Source organism: Spirosoma sp. 209, assembly GCF_002006735.1.
Classification (GTDB): Bacteria; Bacteroidota; Bacteroidia; order Cytophagales; family Spirosomataceae; genus Spirosoma; species Spirosoma sordidisoli.
Genome location: NZ_MVEC01000023.1, coordinates 220,224 through 234,512 on the forward strand (window position 1 = coordinate 220,224; position 14,289 = coordinate 234,512).

Below are 14,289 nucleotides of genomic sequence, written 5' to 3' on the forward strand. Positions count from 1 at the left end.
CAAGAAACAAATGTACCAAAAAGACACCGATCTAGTAAGCTCGTTGGCTAGGTTTTATACCCGTTTTGCCGCTTTTTTGACGGGGTTTACGCATTTTATACCGGGCTGTAAACCACCTAGTCTACCTTCCTGAAGGTCATAATTGGTTTGCTGTCCCGCAGCAGTGTCAGGGTGCCGTTTGTAACGCTGTAGGCGAGCGACTGGCTGAGCGCTTCGAGGAAGTCGCCCTCGGTCCGGCCGGATTCGTCGAGGCAGGCCATTTTCGTTACGGCCAGCGGTCCAAACTGAATGAGTCGGGTGTCGGCCTTGACGCGCCCGCTCAGGCGGTTGCAGCCGGTGGTACCCATAACCCGGCCTTCGGTTAGCTGGATCTCCAGCCGGGGTACTTCCTGGCGAGGGCCAGCGGCCTGTACAGGTTTCCCGTTCAGGGTTTTCAGCACCCAGATGTCCTGGAGCAGGGCAACCTGCCGGAGCGACGCGCCACAGCCCGCGTAATTCTGACGCTTGTACGAGATGGCTACGCGGTAATCGTAGCGCTGGCCCGACATGGCGTTGACGCAGCTGTCGGGCCGGAACTGAATGGTGATGCGGTCGGCGCCGGCTTCGGTCTCATACCGGAAACTGCCGTCCGGGCCCGCGGTCATTGGCGGTACGGCTGTCGTCAGACTGTCGCCGGTCAGGGTCGAAAATTGTAGTCGGTTTTTGGAAGGGTTGATGGTCAGCGACCAGAACGGCTCCGTGCCGGTTGCAACGAGTTCATGGCCGGCTTTCAGCGCGGAGCTGTAGTCGGCCAACTGGGGGAGGGGCGTGGTCGAAACCGGTCGGGACGCCTGTCCGGTTGGGGTAAGCGTCGCGCCTAACCGGGTCGACGGCCTGCGGCATGCCGCACTGATAAGCAACAGAACCAAAACGAGTCTCAGTGTCATGACGGGAGTTGAGATGGGCAGAAAACCAACCGGTCCCTACCTGACTAATAATGTCTTTGATGCCTTTTAGGTTTAAAACGGAGTAAATAGTTTAACCGGCTGAGAAGCTGTTTGACCAGGCGATTTATGCCCCTAAGCTGATGGCTACGGCCAGTCTCATTAATTCGGACGGCTTCTGAACAGTCATTGCCTGTGTATCGTTAAGTTAGCTTATTAACACAACGTTATGAAAAGAGGATGGATCATTGCCCTGGGGCTGCTGCTGCTCGGCGTCATTGGCGCTTATATCTGGTATAGCCGACTGAAAAATAATGCCGAATCGGAAGGGGGCGCGTATGACAACACACTCAAACCACGCCTGGAAGTCAGCACGCTCGATATCACCAATATCGATGACGATGTGATCGATATGACCCTGAAGATGCTGATCGATAACCCGCTGCCGGTAGGGTTCAAGGCCACTGGATTGCGGTATACGGTCTACATGGCCAAAACGCCCATTGTCGAAGAAACCTACGCCAAACCCATCGAGGTCGAGTCGGGCGACAGCACGTTCATTACGCTGCCCATGAAGCTGCTGAATAAAAAACTGATGACGGTGCTCAAAACCCTCGATGAGAAAGGCATCGACAGTACCACCTACGGGGTTCGGGCCACGTTCGATCTCGACGTGCCGATTCTGGGCGAACGTACGTTCACGCAGACCATCGAGAAGAAGCTGCCTACGTACTACATTCCGACCATCAAAATTAAAGACATCGATTTCGGCAAACTCGGCCTGAAGCGGACGGATGTGGCCGCGAAGGTGAACGTCGAAAACCGGAACCGGTTTCCGTACAACTTCACCGATACGCGCTACACGGTATCCATTGACGGAAAGCAGATTGCGGAGGGGGAGCAGCCTGAACCAATTTTGATCAAACAACAGGCCGTCACGCCCGTTGTTTTTCCGGTAACGGTAAAGCCGGGGCAGTCGCTGGGTTTATTGCCCAAGATGCTGTTCGACAAAAAAGACACTCCTTTCCTGGTGACGTTTCAGTGTAAAATCATCGATAAAAACGGGAATCTGGCGTTCAAAAACAGCAAGTTCAACACGACCATTCGCGGAACCCTGGCCGACTTCAAAAAAGACTAGCCGACCGGCCGACAACCACCATGAAGACGCACTACGATTTAATTGCTATCGGAGCCGGTTCGGCCGGTCTGGGTGTGGCCATTGCCATGAAACGCCTGGGCTTCGATGTGCTTATCATTGACCGATCAGACCGGCGTATCGGGGGCGACTGCCTCAACGATGGCTGCGTACCGAGTAAAGCCCTGATCCACGTGAGCCGGATGATTCATAACGCCCGGCGCTCCGGCCCGTTTGGCTGGACCATGCAGGGCGCTACCGATCTGGGGGCCGTAATGCAGTACGTCCGGGAACGGCAGGACATCATCCGCACCCACGAAAACGCGGCCTACCTGCGCGATACCGAAGGGCTCGATGTGGCGCTGGGAACGGCACGCTTCGTGGGCCGGCAGGAAATCGAAGTGACCAGCGAAGACGGGCCACCCCTACGGACGTCGGCCAAAAACATTGTCCTCTGCACCGGGTCGAAGCCGCAGTTGCTGAAGGCTGACGGGGTCGAAGCCGTTGAGGTACATACCAACGAGACCATTTTCTCGCTCGACCGCTTGCCCAACCGCTTGCTGATTGTAGGTGCCGGGCCCATTGCCATGGAGATGGGGCAGGCGTTTGCGCGGTTTGGGAGCCAGGTAACCGTTGTGGGGCAGGAAGACCGGATTCTGAGCAAAGAGCTGCCCGAGGTGTCGGCGTTGCTACAGCAGCGGCTCGAGGTCGAAGGGATCACGTTCCGGCTGGGGCAGCAGGTAACCGCCTTCCCCAACCCGCATACGGCCCGGATCGAGAGCCAAAACGGCACCACCGAGACCCTACCGTTCGATGCGGTGCTGGTAGCCGTTGGCCGGACAGCCAGCGTCAGGGACCTGAACCTGCCGGCTGCGGGTATCGAACTGAACGATAAAGGGCAGATCAGACTCAACGACTTCCTGCAAACAACCAATCCGCACGTTTTTGCGGCTGGCGACGCGGCTGCCGGGGCACCAGCGGGTACCCGCTATTTCTCCCACGCGGCCGAGTTACACGTGTCAACGCTGGTGACCAACCTGCTGACGCCGGGCCAGGTGCTCGATAAAAAACTGAGTTACGATCATTTCTCCTGGGTAACCTTCACCGATCCCGAAGTGGCAACCTTCGGCCTCCAGGAAGACGAGCTGACGAAGCGTAACATCCGCTACGAACGGGTTGTCTATGATTTTGCCGAAGACGATCGGGCTGTCATTGAAGCCTACGAATACGCAAAAATGATCCTGTTCACCGAGCCCAAAGGCCTCAACCCGTTTGGAACCCGCTTGCTGGGTGGAACGGTCATTGCGCCCAACGCGGGTGAGCTGGCGCAGGAGCTGATTCTGGCGGTACAGAAGAAGCTTACGGTCGGCGATTTCTTCAACAAAATATACCCGTACCCTACCGCCAGCCGGGTCAACAAATCGATCTGGCTTGACTACGTACTCGATAATTTGCCGGGCGTGGTGAAACGGGCCGTAAAGTGGGTCTATTGAGTGTCGCCAGCGGTATGCCCGTGATTTATCGATACAATACGTATCGATAGCGCCTTTATGCCTGGCGTTGACGCGTTCACGAAAGGCGACCGAAAACGGATTCTGAATGACCTCCCCGCTGCGACCGCTTAGGTTGACCCGTCCGGGTTCACTGGTCTGCCTGGTGCGGGCGGTTGTGTTGGTAGTACGGAGAGGATCGCTACTTGAATTAAATTACAGATATTCCGGTACTATTTCAGTAGGATATTGGATTCTCCGCTTACATTCGCTGAAAAAAATACGGAATAGTTGATCGTAGCCATTCATGAATCTTGTTGATATTGAACAGTTTATTATTGACAGACTGAGGGCCGGGCTATCGCCAACCCTGCATTATCATGGTCTGCATCATGTGCGCGACGTAGTGGAGGCCGTCAATCGGATTGCTCAGGGCGAGGGCGTCACTGACGAAGAGTCGCTGACGCTGCTCCATACGGCGGCTTTGTTTCATGATGTGGGCTTTTTGTCGACCTACCGGGGCCACGAAGAAGCTGGCTGCGTGTACGTGCGGCAGGTGTTACCCGATTTTGATTACAATGACAGGCAAATCGAGACCATCTGCGGGATGATCATGGCCACGCGCGTCCCACAAACTCCTCAGAACAAGCTGGAAGAGATCCTGTGCGATGCTGACCTGGATTACCTGGGCCGCACCGATTTCGAACCCATTGCCCACTCGCTTTTCGAAGAACTGAAAGTTCGGGATATGGTGGCCGATGAGACTGCCTGGAACCAGATACAGGTTGGCTTTCTGGCCAGCCATCACTACTGGACCCCCACAGCCATTGCTACCCGGCAAGCGGCTAAGGAACAGCGATTGCATGCGCTACGGGCCCTGGTATAAGTCGGCCGGAGTTGGTTGCCGCTGTCAGGCGAGCCAATAGGATACAACTCCGGACCTCTGCCGGATTGGGGGCAACCGGACGGCAGGTTGTCTGGCGAGTATGTCAACCTTGATCGGGCACCATCAAAAAGCCCTACTGCTGATCAGCAGTAGGGCTTTTTGATGATAGAATAAACGGATTGCTTATTGGATCGGCTGGTTCAGCACGACGCTTTCGTCTACGTGGCCCGGCTTGCGGTTGCGCATCAGGAACCAGAGGACGCTGAAAGCAACAATCAGGATCAGTGGGAAGGTAACCATGTAGCCGAGTGTAGCCTGGCCTGCAATCAAGTCACCTTCAGGCCCTGTCAACCCCCGACCTGCTACCTTAGAGCGTTCTGCATCTAACCAACTGCCAATAATCGGCTGAAAAATTGACGTGGAGAACATGCCGATACCACCCATGATTGATAAGCCAAAAGCGCCTGCTTTCGGGATGTATTCGGCTACGAATCCAAGCATGGTTGGCCAGAAATAGCACACGCCAATGGCAAAAATAATGGCCGATACGTAAATCATGCTACCGCTGGCCTGGCTCATGGAGTAAATACCGATCGCGGTAAAAATAGATGACCCCAGCAAAACGCCTGTTGGGTTCAGGCGGTGAACAATTGGACCCGCAAAAAAGCGCCCTACTGCCATCAGACCCGTTACGATAGCCAGAATAGCCATTGGATTAGCACCGGCATTCTTCATGATTGGCTCAATCCACTGGTTTGGACCGAATTCAGAGATAGCCGTCAACGACATGCAGGCCAGCATAAACAGATACAGGGGTGAAAATATGGCCTTCAGGTTTTGGCCGATCAAACTGCCTCCCTCAACCCGGGTTACCGGAAACTGCTGCCCTAAAAACATAGCCGCATACGCCAGGGTCGGAATGAAAATAACCCCAAACTGAAGCCGCCAATCCAAATTTACGCTGGTCATAAACTGTGAAACCAGGCTGCCGATTACAATACCACCGGGATACCACATGTGAAAACGGTTCAGCATTTTGGTGGTTTCATTGCCACTGTACATGCTGGCAATTAACGGATTACAGGCTGCCTCGACCATGCCATTCCCGAAGCCTAGGATAAATGTAGCCACCAGAAGCATCTCGTAGCTGGTTGCCGATACCGTTAGGCCAAGGCCAACAATGTGGCTTGCAAACGCTACCCAGGCAATGCGTTGCGGGCCTATGATATTATAAATAGGGCCACCAACAACGGCTGCTACGGCAAAGCTCAGGAAGGCCATCTGGTTGATAAATCCAACCTGCTCTGCACTGATAGAAAACGACTCTTGAAGTTGAGTTAACACACCCGCCCGAATGCCAAATGACATAGCGGTAGTGATCAGGGCGAAGCAACTGGCGTTGAACAGCCGAGAACGGTTGATGGTTAGGTTCATTTGGAATACACTTTAGGGGTTTAGATTAGAACGAAATGGTTTGTCAAAAAAAGGTGTCTAATGGTAGCAATTACCTGTTGTAAGTAGTCCGTTCGTGCAAAATTTCCTAAAAAAAAGTTATTCCGCTAATTTCCGCCCCGAAAATTGTTCACGCCGAACAACGGGTAAACCGGCCCGAACAGGCTCTTTACTTAAAAAACTTCGTTATGCATCGCAAACTGCGCATGGGTCAGATAGGGGGTAGCCTCGACGCCTTCATCGGGGCTGTACACCGTCGGGCCGCTATCTTCGACCACGAAATTGAACTGGTGGCCGGCTGCTTCAGCCAGTCGCCCGAAAAATCCAAAGCTACCGGTCGGGCACTCTATCTGCCCGACGAACGGGTCTACGATTCGTTCGAGCAGATGATCCTGGCCGAGAAGGAACGGCCCGAAGGCGACCGTATTGACTTTGTCAGTATCGTTACCCCCAACCACCTGCACTTCCCGGCCGCCAAAATGGCACTGGAAAACGGGTTTCACGTCATCTGCGATAAGCCGATGACCCTCAACCTGCAGGAAGCCAAAGACCTAGTAACCATTGTGGAAAAAACCGGTCTGGTGTTCGGCCTGACCCACAATTATACCGGCTACCCGATGGTGAAAGAAGCCCGCGACATGGTGCGCAACGGCAAGCTGGGTCCGATCCGGAAGGTTGTTGTCGAATACCCGCAGGGCTGGCTCTCGAAAGATGAAGAGCACAACGACTACAAACAGGCAATCTGGCGTACAGATCCGGCGCGGTCGGGTGCGGCCGGGGCCATGGGCGACATCGGTACTCATGCTGAAAACCTGGCCGAGTACATCACCGGACTAAAAATCAGTGAACTATGCGCCGACCTGAGCACCTTCGTGCCGGGCCGTCAGCTGGATGACGATGGCAATGTGCTGCTGCGCTTCGAAGGGGGTGCCAAAGGGGTTCTGCACGCCAGCCAGATCAGCAACGGCGAAGAAAACTCCCTGAAAATCTACGTATACGGTGAACTGGGCGGCCTCGAGTGGCGCCAGATGGAACCCAACACCCTCCTCTACAAGACGCAGGAAAGCCAGCGCATCATTCGCCCGTCGGTGGGTGATTTGTCGGCGGCTGCCAAAGCGCACGGTCGACTGCCCGCGGGCCATCCGGAAGGATTTTTTGAGGCTTTTGCCAACATTTACCGCAACTTTGCCTACGCCGTTCGGGCGCATATGGAAGGTCGGCCGGCCGATCCGCTCTATGACTTCCCAACGGTCTATGATGGCGTGCGCGGGCTGGCTTTTATCGATACCGTGATAGCCTCCAGCCAGAACGACTCTACCAAGTGGACCAAATTTGTTGAGTAAAACCGGAGCTCCAGCTTCGGCTGTAACAAACACCAAACCTCAACCGAAGCTGGAGCTTCGGGACTACCTTTCATGCAAAAAATCAACATCGGTGTCGTCGGCACCGGATTCATCGGACCGGCGCATATCGAAGCCCTCCGTCGCCTGCCCAACACGAATGTACTGGCTCTTTGCGAAGTAACGCCGGAGCTGGCCCGTCAGAAGGCCGATCAGCTCGGTATTGAGCGATCGGCTACGTTTGAGGAGTTGCTCAAGATGGATGATATCCAGGTGGTACACATCTGCACGCCCAACTTCCTGCACTATCAGCAGTCGAAAGCCGCTTTGCTGGCCGGTAAGCACGTGATCTGCGAAAAGCCGCTGGCCAAAGATCTGCACGAAGCCGAGGAGCTCGTACAGCTGGCTAAAGAAACGGGGCTGGTCAATGCCGTTCATTTCAACCTGCGTTATTACCCGCTGGTTCGGCAGATGAAGGTCATGCGTGAGAAAGGTGAGCTGGGCGATGTGTACAGCATTATTGGCTCGTACCTCCAGGACTGGCTCTTTTACAATACCGACTACAACTGGCGGCTCGAACCCGACAAATCGGGCGATTCGCGGGCTATTGCCGACATCGGTTCGCACCTGATGGACCTGCTCGAATACGTGACCGGAGTAAAAACGGTAGCCGTACTGGCCGACTTCAATACGGTTCACAAAACCCGTAAGAAGCCCCTGAAGCCCGTTGAGACGTACTCGGGCAAGATGCTGCAGCCGGAAGATTATGCCGATGTGCCGATCAACACCGAAGATCATGCCAACGTGCTGCTGCGGTTCGACAATGGCAACCGGGGCGTCATTACGGTTTCGCAGGTATCGGCCGGTCGCAAGAACCAGCTGAAGATCGAAATTTCAGGTTCGAAGAAAACCTTCGCCTTCGATTCGGAGTCGCCAAACCAGCTCTGGATCGGTAACCGCGATGGGTACAACCAGACCATGACCGACGATCCGTCGCTGGTTCATGCCGAAGCGCGCTCGGTCATCAGCTTCCCCGGTGGGCATAACGAAGGCTTTCCCGATACGTCGAAACAGATGTTCAAAGAAGTCTACGCAGCCATCGAAGCCGGTAAACAACCCGAGAACCCGACGTATCCGACGTTCGCCGACGGGTACCGCGAACTGCTCATCTGCGAAAAAATTCTGGAAAGCAACCGCAGCCAGGGGTGGGTAACCATTGAGTGATTGGGTGAATGAGCGATTGAGCGCGACGACGCTGACCTAGGCATAATTATGGAGCCTGCCAGACTGGATAAAGGTGAATTTGCTGACAACATGGAGCAATGTCTGAAAACGTTCATGCTTCGTTGTGTTCGGGTTTCCCGGGCTCTTCCCCATGCTTACGAAGCTCATATTTTGGTAAGCAATTGATACGGTCATCATCTTCATCTGCTGCCAAATACCGCGCTGTTCGCCGTGCCCGTAGCCAGAATGAGTTTTTCGTTAAGCTCAGCATTGTCGTTGAGTAATTAGACGAGTCGCTCTTTTGGCTGGAGATGTTAATTTTTACAGAAATAGTATCTGAAACACGATTGAGTGATTTGATGAATGAGGGCTATCAGTTGTTGAAGATACTATCCAAAGCGCGTAGTAGCGCCAATAGCGGCTCGTAGTCATCACACAATCACACAATCACACAATCACTAACTCGCTCAATAAAGGATGAAAACAATGAAAGGCCCCGGCATTTTTTTGGCTCAGTTTCTGGGCGATGCCGCCCCCTTTAATTCGCTGGATACCATTGCCAGATACATGGCAGACCTGGGGTATAAGGGCATTCAGCTGCCCACCTGGGACCCGCGCGTCATTGATCTGAAGCAGGCGGCCGAAAGCCAGACCTATTGCGATGAACTGAAAGGCAAACTCGGCGACATCGGTGTCGAAATCACCGAACTGTCGACCCACCTGCAGGGGCAGCTGGTAGCGGTACACCCCGCCTACGGCCCCATGTTCGACGGCTTTGGCCCGGCTGAACTGGCTGGTAAACCAACCGAACAGCAGGCCTGGGCCGTTGATCAGCTGATGCTGGCGGCCAAAGCCTCGAAAAACCTCGGTCTGACGAGCCACGTCACCTTCTCGGGGGCGCTGCTGTGGCCGTTTATGTACCCCTGGCCACAACGGCCGGCCGGACTGGTCGAGACGGGCTTTACCGAACTGGCCAACCGCTGGCTCCCCATCCTGAATGCCTTCGATGAGGCAGGCGTCAACGTGGGCTATGAGCTGCACCCCGGCGAAGACCTGCACGATGGCATTACGTTCGAGATGTTCCTGGAGAAGGTGAATAACCACCCGCGGGCCGGTATCAACTACGACCCGAGCCACTTCCTGCTGCAACAACTCGATTACCTGCAGTTCATCGACTTCTACCACGAGCGGATCTACGCGTACCACGTAAAAGATGCCGAGTTTAACCCAACCGGTAAGCAGGGCGTATACGGTGGTTTCCAGGGCTGGGTAGAACGCGCCGGGCGGTTCCGTTCGCTGGGCGACGGCCAGGTCGATTTCTCGGGTATCTTCTCCAAACTGGCACAGTACGACTACGAGGGCTGGGCCGTGCTGGAGTGGGAGTGTGCGCTGAAGCATCCTGAACAGGGAGCGGCCGAAGGGGCGCCCTTTATCGATGGCCACATCATCCGGGTTACCGAACGTGCCTTCGACGACTTCGCCGGCACCGGAGCCGACGAAAGCTTCAACAAAAAAGTGCTGGGCCTGCCCTAAGCGGTTGTTGATAACTTATTCAGGCAAATTCAAGGGTGCCGGGGGCGTTGCTTCCGGCACTTTTTTATGCGGATTGCCGGGCCTTTGCAGACAAATGGGGCCGGGCGGTGGTTGTCAATACGTACTAATGCGTTTATAATCCAATGGCCTGGTTGCTGCTGATTCTGGCCGGACTCTTTGAAGTCGGCTTCACGACCTGTCTCAAACTATCTGACAATTTTCAGAAACCCGGCTGGGCGGCTGGGTTTGTGGTATGTGCGGTCCTGAGTTTTTACTTTCTGAACAAAGCCACCCTCTCGATTCCGCTCGGTACGGCCTACGCCGTCTGGACGGGTATCGGCGCGGTGGGTACGGTGCTGATCGGGATACTGTTTTTCCGGGAGCCGGGCGACTTCTGGCGGTTGTTCTTCATCGCGCTGCTGATCGGCTCGGTCATCGGGCTGAAAACGGTGTCGGCCCACTGAACGAATGCCCTGTAAACCGGCAAGGCGAGCCGCCCACTGGTTAGCGGGCGGCTCGTTGATGATGCCTACTTTACTGCATTGGGGGGCGTTAGCTGACGACCCAGAAACCGGTAAATCTCCTGGCGCGACTCTTTAGCGAGCCGGGTATCGATGCGGTTGAAAATATGGCCGCCGGGCGCATCCTGATAGATCTTGTAGTCGAACTTCTTGCCGTTGGCCTTCAGGGCGTTGATCAGCGATTCTACTTCGAGTACGTTCACGTCTTCGTCGTTGGTATTGGTATGGATGAGCAGGGGCGTTTTCAGCTTCTGGGCGTTCCAGACCGGCGACCGGCGCCGGTATTCGGCCACGTTGTCGGCTGCGTCTTTTCCGATGTGCGTAGCGGCCGAAAATTCGTTGCGGTAACTCTGGCTCTTGTAGCCCATCCGCGCAATCATGTCGCTGACAGGAACGCCTGCGTAGGCTACTTTATAGTCGTCGGCATGGTCGAAGACATTCATCAGGGTAATCATGCCGCCATGGCTCCAGCCCATGATACCTACCCGGTCCGGGTCGACCTGCGGCAGGTTCTCAACGGCCCAGCGTTTGCCGGCCAGCACGTCATCGTTTTCGTAGTCGCCGTAGTCGATCTGTTTGTAGAACGAGCCGCCGTAGCCCGTGCTGCCCCGGTATTCGGGCGCGATGATGATATACCCCTGCTCGATCAGTTCACGGACGATATGGGCGTAGCTGGAGTTAAAATCGCTATGTACCCCGCCATGAACGAACACGATCAGCGGGAGCTTTTTGTCGGCTGCGTATTTGCGGGGTATGAACGTATAGGCCGGAATAACCAGCGGATTGGTAGCACCCTGTCCGGTCGGGTTTCGGATCACGTGGGGTGGTTTGCTGGTATAGCGTACTTTGTCGACAAGGGCAACGTCGCCTACGCGCTGGTACCACAGCAGATCATCGGTGCTTTTGTCCTGGGTTTGCAGCGCAAAATCCAGTTTTTCTTCGAGGTTGCGGATGCGTTCGGTGAGGTCGGCGGGGTTGGTGGCCGGTTGCTGGGCGTAGGCGATGAAGCCCCATAAACAGAAAACAAGAAGGTACAGGTTGCGCATGTGACGATTAGAGTAAGGTTGTATGCATGAACGGCCGGATAAGCCGCTGACAATCTATTACTTTCTGACCATAATCGCCAGTTTTTCGGTCGGCCGGTGGCTGTTTCGGAGACCTCTATACACACAAACCGCAGCTCGAACGAACTGCGGTTTGTGGTTGAGGAGTATAGCTGGCCGGCGGGCTACTTCATCTTTACGATCGTAACACCGGCCCCGCCCCGGTCGGCATGTTCGTCCTGCATCGAGCCAACCTGTTTGTAGCCGCGCAGGTGGTTCCGGACCAGGGTGCGCAGGATACCGTCGCCCTTGCCGTGTACGATGCGCAACTCAGGGTAGCCGAGCATCAGCGCATCGTCGAAGAAACGGTCTACTTCGCCCAGGGCTTCTTCGCCCCGTTTGCCTCGAATGTCGAGGTTGAAGCTGAAGTTCTGCATCTTCTCGTTCATGTCGACACCCCGGCTGCGTGGCCGGTCGTCTCGGGTTTCGGTGGCGGCCACGAAGGTTTTCCGGCTGACCTTCTCGAGTCGGTTCAGCTTGATGTTCGATTTCAGATCGCCAATCCGGATTTCGGCGTCTTTGCCGCGAATCGACAGCACTTCGCCGATGGTATTCTGGCCCTGAATCCGGACGTAGCTGCCGACCGCGATGGCGCCGTTATCGGCTTCGAACTCCTCTTCGGGTTTGGGTTTTTCCAGCTCCACCGGCTCGGGTTTCAGTTCTTTCTGATCGAACCGTTCGAGCTCCTGCCGTACCTGTTTGGTGGCTTCGCGTTCGGCCTTGTTTTCCTTGATCTCCCGGATGGTGTTCTCGATCCGCTGGTTGGCTTCCTGCACGAGGGCTTTGGCTTTCTGCTTGGCGTCGTTGAGCAGCTGCTTCTGTTCGTTATCGAGCCGGGTTTTCAGGGCGGTATACTCGGCCAGTTGCTGGGCTACCTTACGCTGATTGATGCTGATTTCGAGATTCTTTTCCGAGAAGACGCGCTTCTCGATGTCGAGTTCTTTCAGCAGTTTTTCGAAGTTGACCTGCTGACTGCCCAGCTTCTCTTTAGCGCGGTCGATGATGCCTTTGGGCAAGCCGATCTTCTGCGCGATTTCAAACGCAAACGACGAGCCAGGCCGACCAATTTCCAGCTGGTAAAGTGGTTCCAGATGCTCCCCGTCGAAGCGCATGGCGCCGTTGATAAGGCCCGGGGTTTTATCGGCAAACACCTTCAGGTTGGTGTAGTGGGTGTTGATGACTCCGTAAGCGCCCGATTTGTTAAGGTCTTCCAGAATCGACTCGGCAATGGCTCCACCCAGGCCCGGCTCGGTACCCGTTCCGAACTCATCGATCAGGAAAAGCGTGCGTTTGTTGGCCCCGATCACGAACTGCTTCATGGCCGTCAGGTGCGACGAGTACGTACTGAGGTCGTTCTCCAGCGATTGCTCATCCCCAATGTCGATGAACAGGTTCTGGAAGATGCCCATCTCCGAATAATCGGCCATGGGAACCAGCAGGCCGCACTGCAGCATGTACTGAACCAGCCCGATGGTTTTGAGCGCAACGGACTTACCGCCCGCGTTGGGGCCGGAGATGATCAGAATCCGCGCTTTTTCGTCGAGCCGAACGCCCAGCGGAACTACGGTTTTGTTTTGCTTCCGAAACGACAGGTGAAGCAACGGATGGCGCGCGCTGGTCCAGTTAACGAACGGCCGCTCGTGGAGCCTGGGCAGCACCGCGTCCAGCTGAATGGCCAGTTTGGCTTTGGCCCGGATGAAATCGATCTGGGCCAGGAAATTGATGGCTCGTTTCAGATCATCGAGGTGCGGCCGGACCTGGTCGGTCAGGGCCAGCAGAATCCGGTAAATCTCGCGTCGTTCTTCGTACTCCAGCTCGCGGATTTCGTTGTTGGCGTCGAACACTTCGGCCGGCTCGAGGAACACGGTCTGCCCCGTCTGCGACTCATCATGGACAAAGCCTTTGATCTTGCGTTTATGTTCGGCCGCAATCGGGATGACTAGTCGGCCCCCGCGTACGGTCAGGCTGAGGTCGTCGGGAATCCAGCCGTTTTGCCGGGCCTGACGCAGAATGCTGTCGAGCCGTTTGCGCAGGTTGGCCTGTTCGCCAATGATCCGCCGACGAATCTGGGCCAGCTCGGGCGAGGCCGAATCGCGGACGTTGCCCCGGTCGTCGATGACGCGTTCGAGGGCGTCGGTCAGTTTTTTGTCGACGCCAACCGGTCCGGCCAGCTCACGCAGGAACGGGAACGTTTGACTCTCTTCGCGTTTGGACAGGAACTTCAGACAGTCCTGAATGGTGCGCAGGGCCAGCTTAAGGTCAAAAAACTCAGCTTCGGTCAGCGCCAGTCCTTCTATGCGGGCGCGGTTCAGGTGGGGCCGTACGTCGATGTAGTTGCTGCTCGGGAAGTCGGGTTCAAACTGCACAATCTGCCGAAATTCGTCGGTCTGGCGCAGGAGTTTATCAATCAGCGAGAGGTTATCGGTAAAGCGAATTTTCTCGACATAATCCTGTCCCAGCGGGCTGACGCAGGCGTCTTTGAGGTGCTGGCGGATGGTGTCGAAACCTAATTTATGTTCTAATGTCTGGGGGTAAAGCATTCGGGTTCGTAGGCAGAAAACAGATGGTATGGAGCCGTACAGGCTGCTCCTGTATACACAACATGTAGCAGGGGGCGCGGGTTCGGTTTTGCCGCATCAGATGCCCGACCGGTAGATACAAAAAAATCGGGGTTGTTAAGAA

11 protein-coding genes are annotated in these 14,289 nt (G+C 55.4%); 7 read left to right on the top strand and 4 right to left on the bottom strand.

The features are described from left to right. Positions 1–116: 116 nt before the first annotated feature. Positions 117–926, bottom strand: coding sequence for an META domain-containing protein (locus tag B1C80_RS25975; protein WP_236648930.1), 810 nt, complete (start codon positions 924–926; stop codon positions 117–119). Between the two features lie 226 nt (positions 927–1,152). Between B1C80_RS25975 and B1C80_RS25980 the strand changes: the two genes are divergently transcribed. From B1C80_RS25980 to B1C80_RS25990, 3 genes are all read left to right on the top strand, one after another. Further along, positions 1,153–2,061, top strand: a complete 909-nt coding sequence (locus tag B1C80_RS25980) for an LEA type 2 family protein (RefSeq protein WP_077924104.1) — start codon at positions 1,153–1,155, stop codon at positions 2,059–2,061. A gap of 20 nt (positions 2,062–2,081) precedes the next feature. After that, positions 2,082–3,551, top strand: a complete 1,470-nt coding sequence (locus B1C80_RS25985; protein WP_077924105.1) for an NAD(P)/FAD-dependent oxidoreductase — start codon at positions 2,082–2,084, stop codon at positions 3,549–3,551. 304 nt (positions 3,552–3,855) lie between these two features. After that, positions 3,856–4,434 carry an HD domain-containing protein gene (locus tag B1C80_RS25990; protein ID WP_077924106.1) on the top strand — a complete coding sequence of 193 codons (579 nt, stop codon included), beginning with the start codon at positions 3,856–3,858 and terminating at the stop codon, positions 4,432–4,434. A gap of 183 nt (positions 4,435–4,617) precedes the next feature. Here the strand turns inward: B1C80_RS25990 and B1C80_RS25995 are convergent, their stop codons facing one another. Beyond that, positions 4,618–5,868, bottom strand: coding sequence for a sugar MFS transporter (locus B1C80_RS25995; protein WP_077924107.1), 1,251 nt, complete (start codon positions 5,866–5,868; stop codon positions 4,618–4,620). 224 nt (positions 5,869–6,092) lie between these two features. On the opposite strand from B1C80_RS25995, the gene B1C80_RS26000 reads away from it, so the two are divergent. The 4 genes from B1C80_RS26000 to B1C80_RS26020 all read left to right on the top strand — a co-directional run bounded on the left by B1C80_RS26000 (position 6,093) and on the right by B1C80_RS26020 (position 10,447). Further along, on the top strand, positions 6,093–7,229 hold the full coding sequence (locus tag B1C80_RS26000) for a Gfo/Idh/MocA family protein (RefSeq protein ID WP_077924145.1): 1,137 nt from the start codon (positions 6,093–6,095) through the stop codon (positions 7,227–7,229). Positions 7,230–7,301: 72 nt separating this feature from the next. After that, a complete protein-coding gene (locus B1C80_RS26005) occupies positions 7,302–8,450 on the top strand; it encodes a Gfo/Idh/MocA family protein (RefSeq protein ID WP_077924108.1) in 1,149 nt (382 codons plus the stop codon). A gap of 477 nt (positions 8,451–8,927) precedes the next feature. Next, a complete protein-coding gene (locus B1C80_RS26015; RefSeq protein WP_077924109.1) occupies positions 8,928–9,983 on the top strand; it encodes a sugar phosphate isomerase/epimerase in 1,056 nt (351 codons plus the stop codon). 143 nt (positions 9,984–10,126) lie between these two features. Continuing rightward, positions 10,127–10,447: a multidrug efflux SMR transporter gene (locus B1C80_RS26020; RefSeq protein WP_077924110.1), complete on the top strand. Its 321-nt coding sequence runs from the start codon at positions 10,127–10,129 to the stop codon at positions 10,445–10,447. Positions 10,448–10,512: 65 nt separating this feature from the next. Here B1C80_RS26020 and B1C80_RS26025 read toward each other — a convergent pair whose 3' ends face one another. Then, positions 10,513–11,550: a S9 family peptidase gene (locus B1C80_RS26025; RefSeq protein ID WP_077924111.1), complete on the bottom strand. Its 1,038-nt coding sequence runs from the start codon at positions 11,548–11,550 to the stop codon at positions 10,513–10,515. A gap of 182 nt (positions 11,551–11,732) precedes the next feature. Beyond that, entirely contained in the window at positions 11,733–14,147 is a 2,415-nt protein-coding gene (locus B1C80_RS26030) for an endonuclease MutS2 (RefSeq protein ID WP_077924112.1), read from the bottom strand. Between the last annotated feature and the right edge of the window lie 142 nt (positions 14,148–14,289).

Bases quoted from the DNA above. Each gene is read 5' to 3' on its own strand.
- B1C80_RS26005 (WP_077924108.1), top strand. From the start codon at position 7,302: ATGCAAAAAATCAACATCGGTGTCGTCGGCACCGGATTCATCGGACCG.
- B1C80_RS25995 (WP_077924107.1), bottom strand. From the start codon at position 5,868: ATGAACCTAACCATCAACCGTTCTCGGCTGTTCAACGCCAGTTGCTTC.
- B1C80_RS26020 (WP_077924110.1), top strand. From the start codon at position 10,127: ATGGCCTGGTTGCTGCTGATTCTGGCCGGACTCTTTGAAGTCGGCTTC.
- B1C80_RS26025 (WP_077924111.1), bottom strand. From the start codon at position 11,550: ATGCGCAACCTGTACCTTCTTGTTTTCTGTTTATGGGGCTTCATCGCC.
- B1C80_RS25990 (WP_077924106.1), top strand. From the start codon at position 3,856: ATGAATCTTGTTGATATTGAACAGTTTATTATTGACAGACTGAGGGCC.
- B1C80_RS25985 (WP_077924105.1), top strand. From the start codon at position 2,082: ATGAAGACGCACTACGATTTAATTGCTATCGGAGCCGGTTCGGCCGGT.
- B1C80_RS25975 (WP_236648930.1), bottom strand. From the start codon at position 926: ATGACACTGAGACTCGTTTTGGTTCTGTTGCTTATCAGTGCGGCATGC.
- B1C80_RS26000 (WP_077924145.1), top strand. From the start codon at position 6,093: ATGGGTCAGATAGGGGGTAGCCTCGACGCCTTCATCGGGGCTGTACAC.
- B1C80_RS26015 (WP_077924109.1), top strand. From the start codon at position 8,928: ATGAAAACAATGAAAGGCCCCGGCATTTTTTTGGCTCAGTTTCTGGGC.
- B1C80_RS25980 (WP_077924104.1), top strand. From the start codon at position 1,153: ATGAAAAGAGGATGGATCATTGCCCTGGGGCTGCTGCTGCTCGGCGTC.
- B1C80_RS26030 (WP_077924112.1), bottom strand. From the start codon at position 14,147: ATGCTTTACCCCCAGACATTAGAACATAAATTAGGTTTCGACACCATC.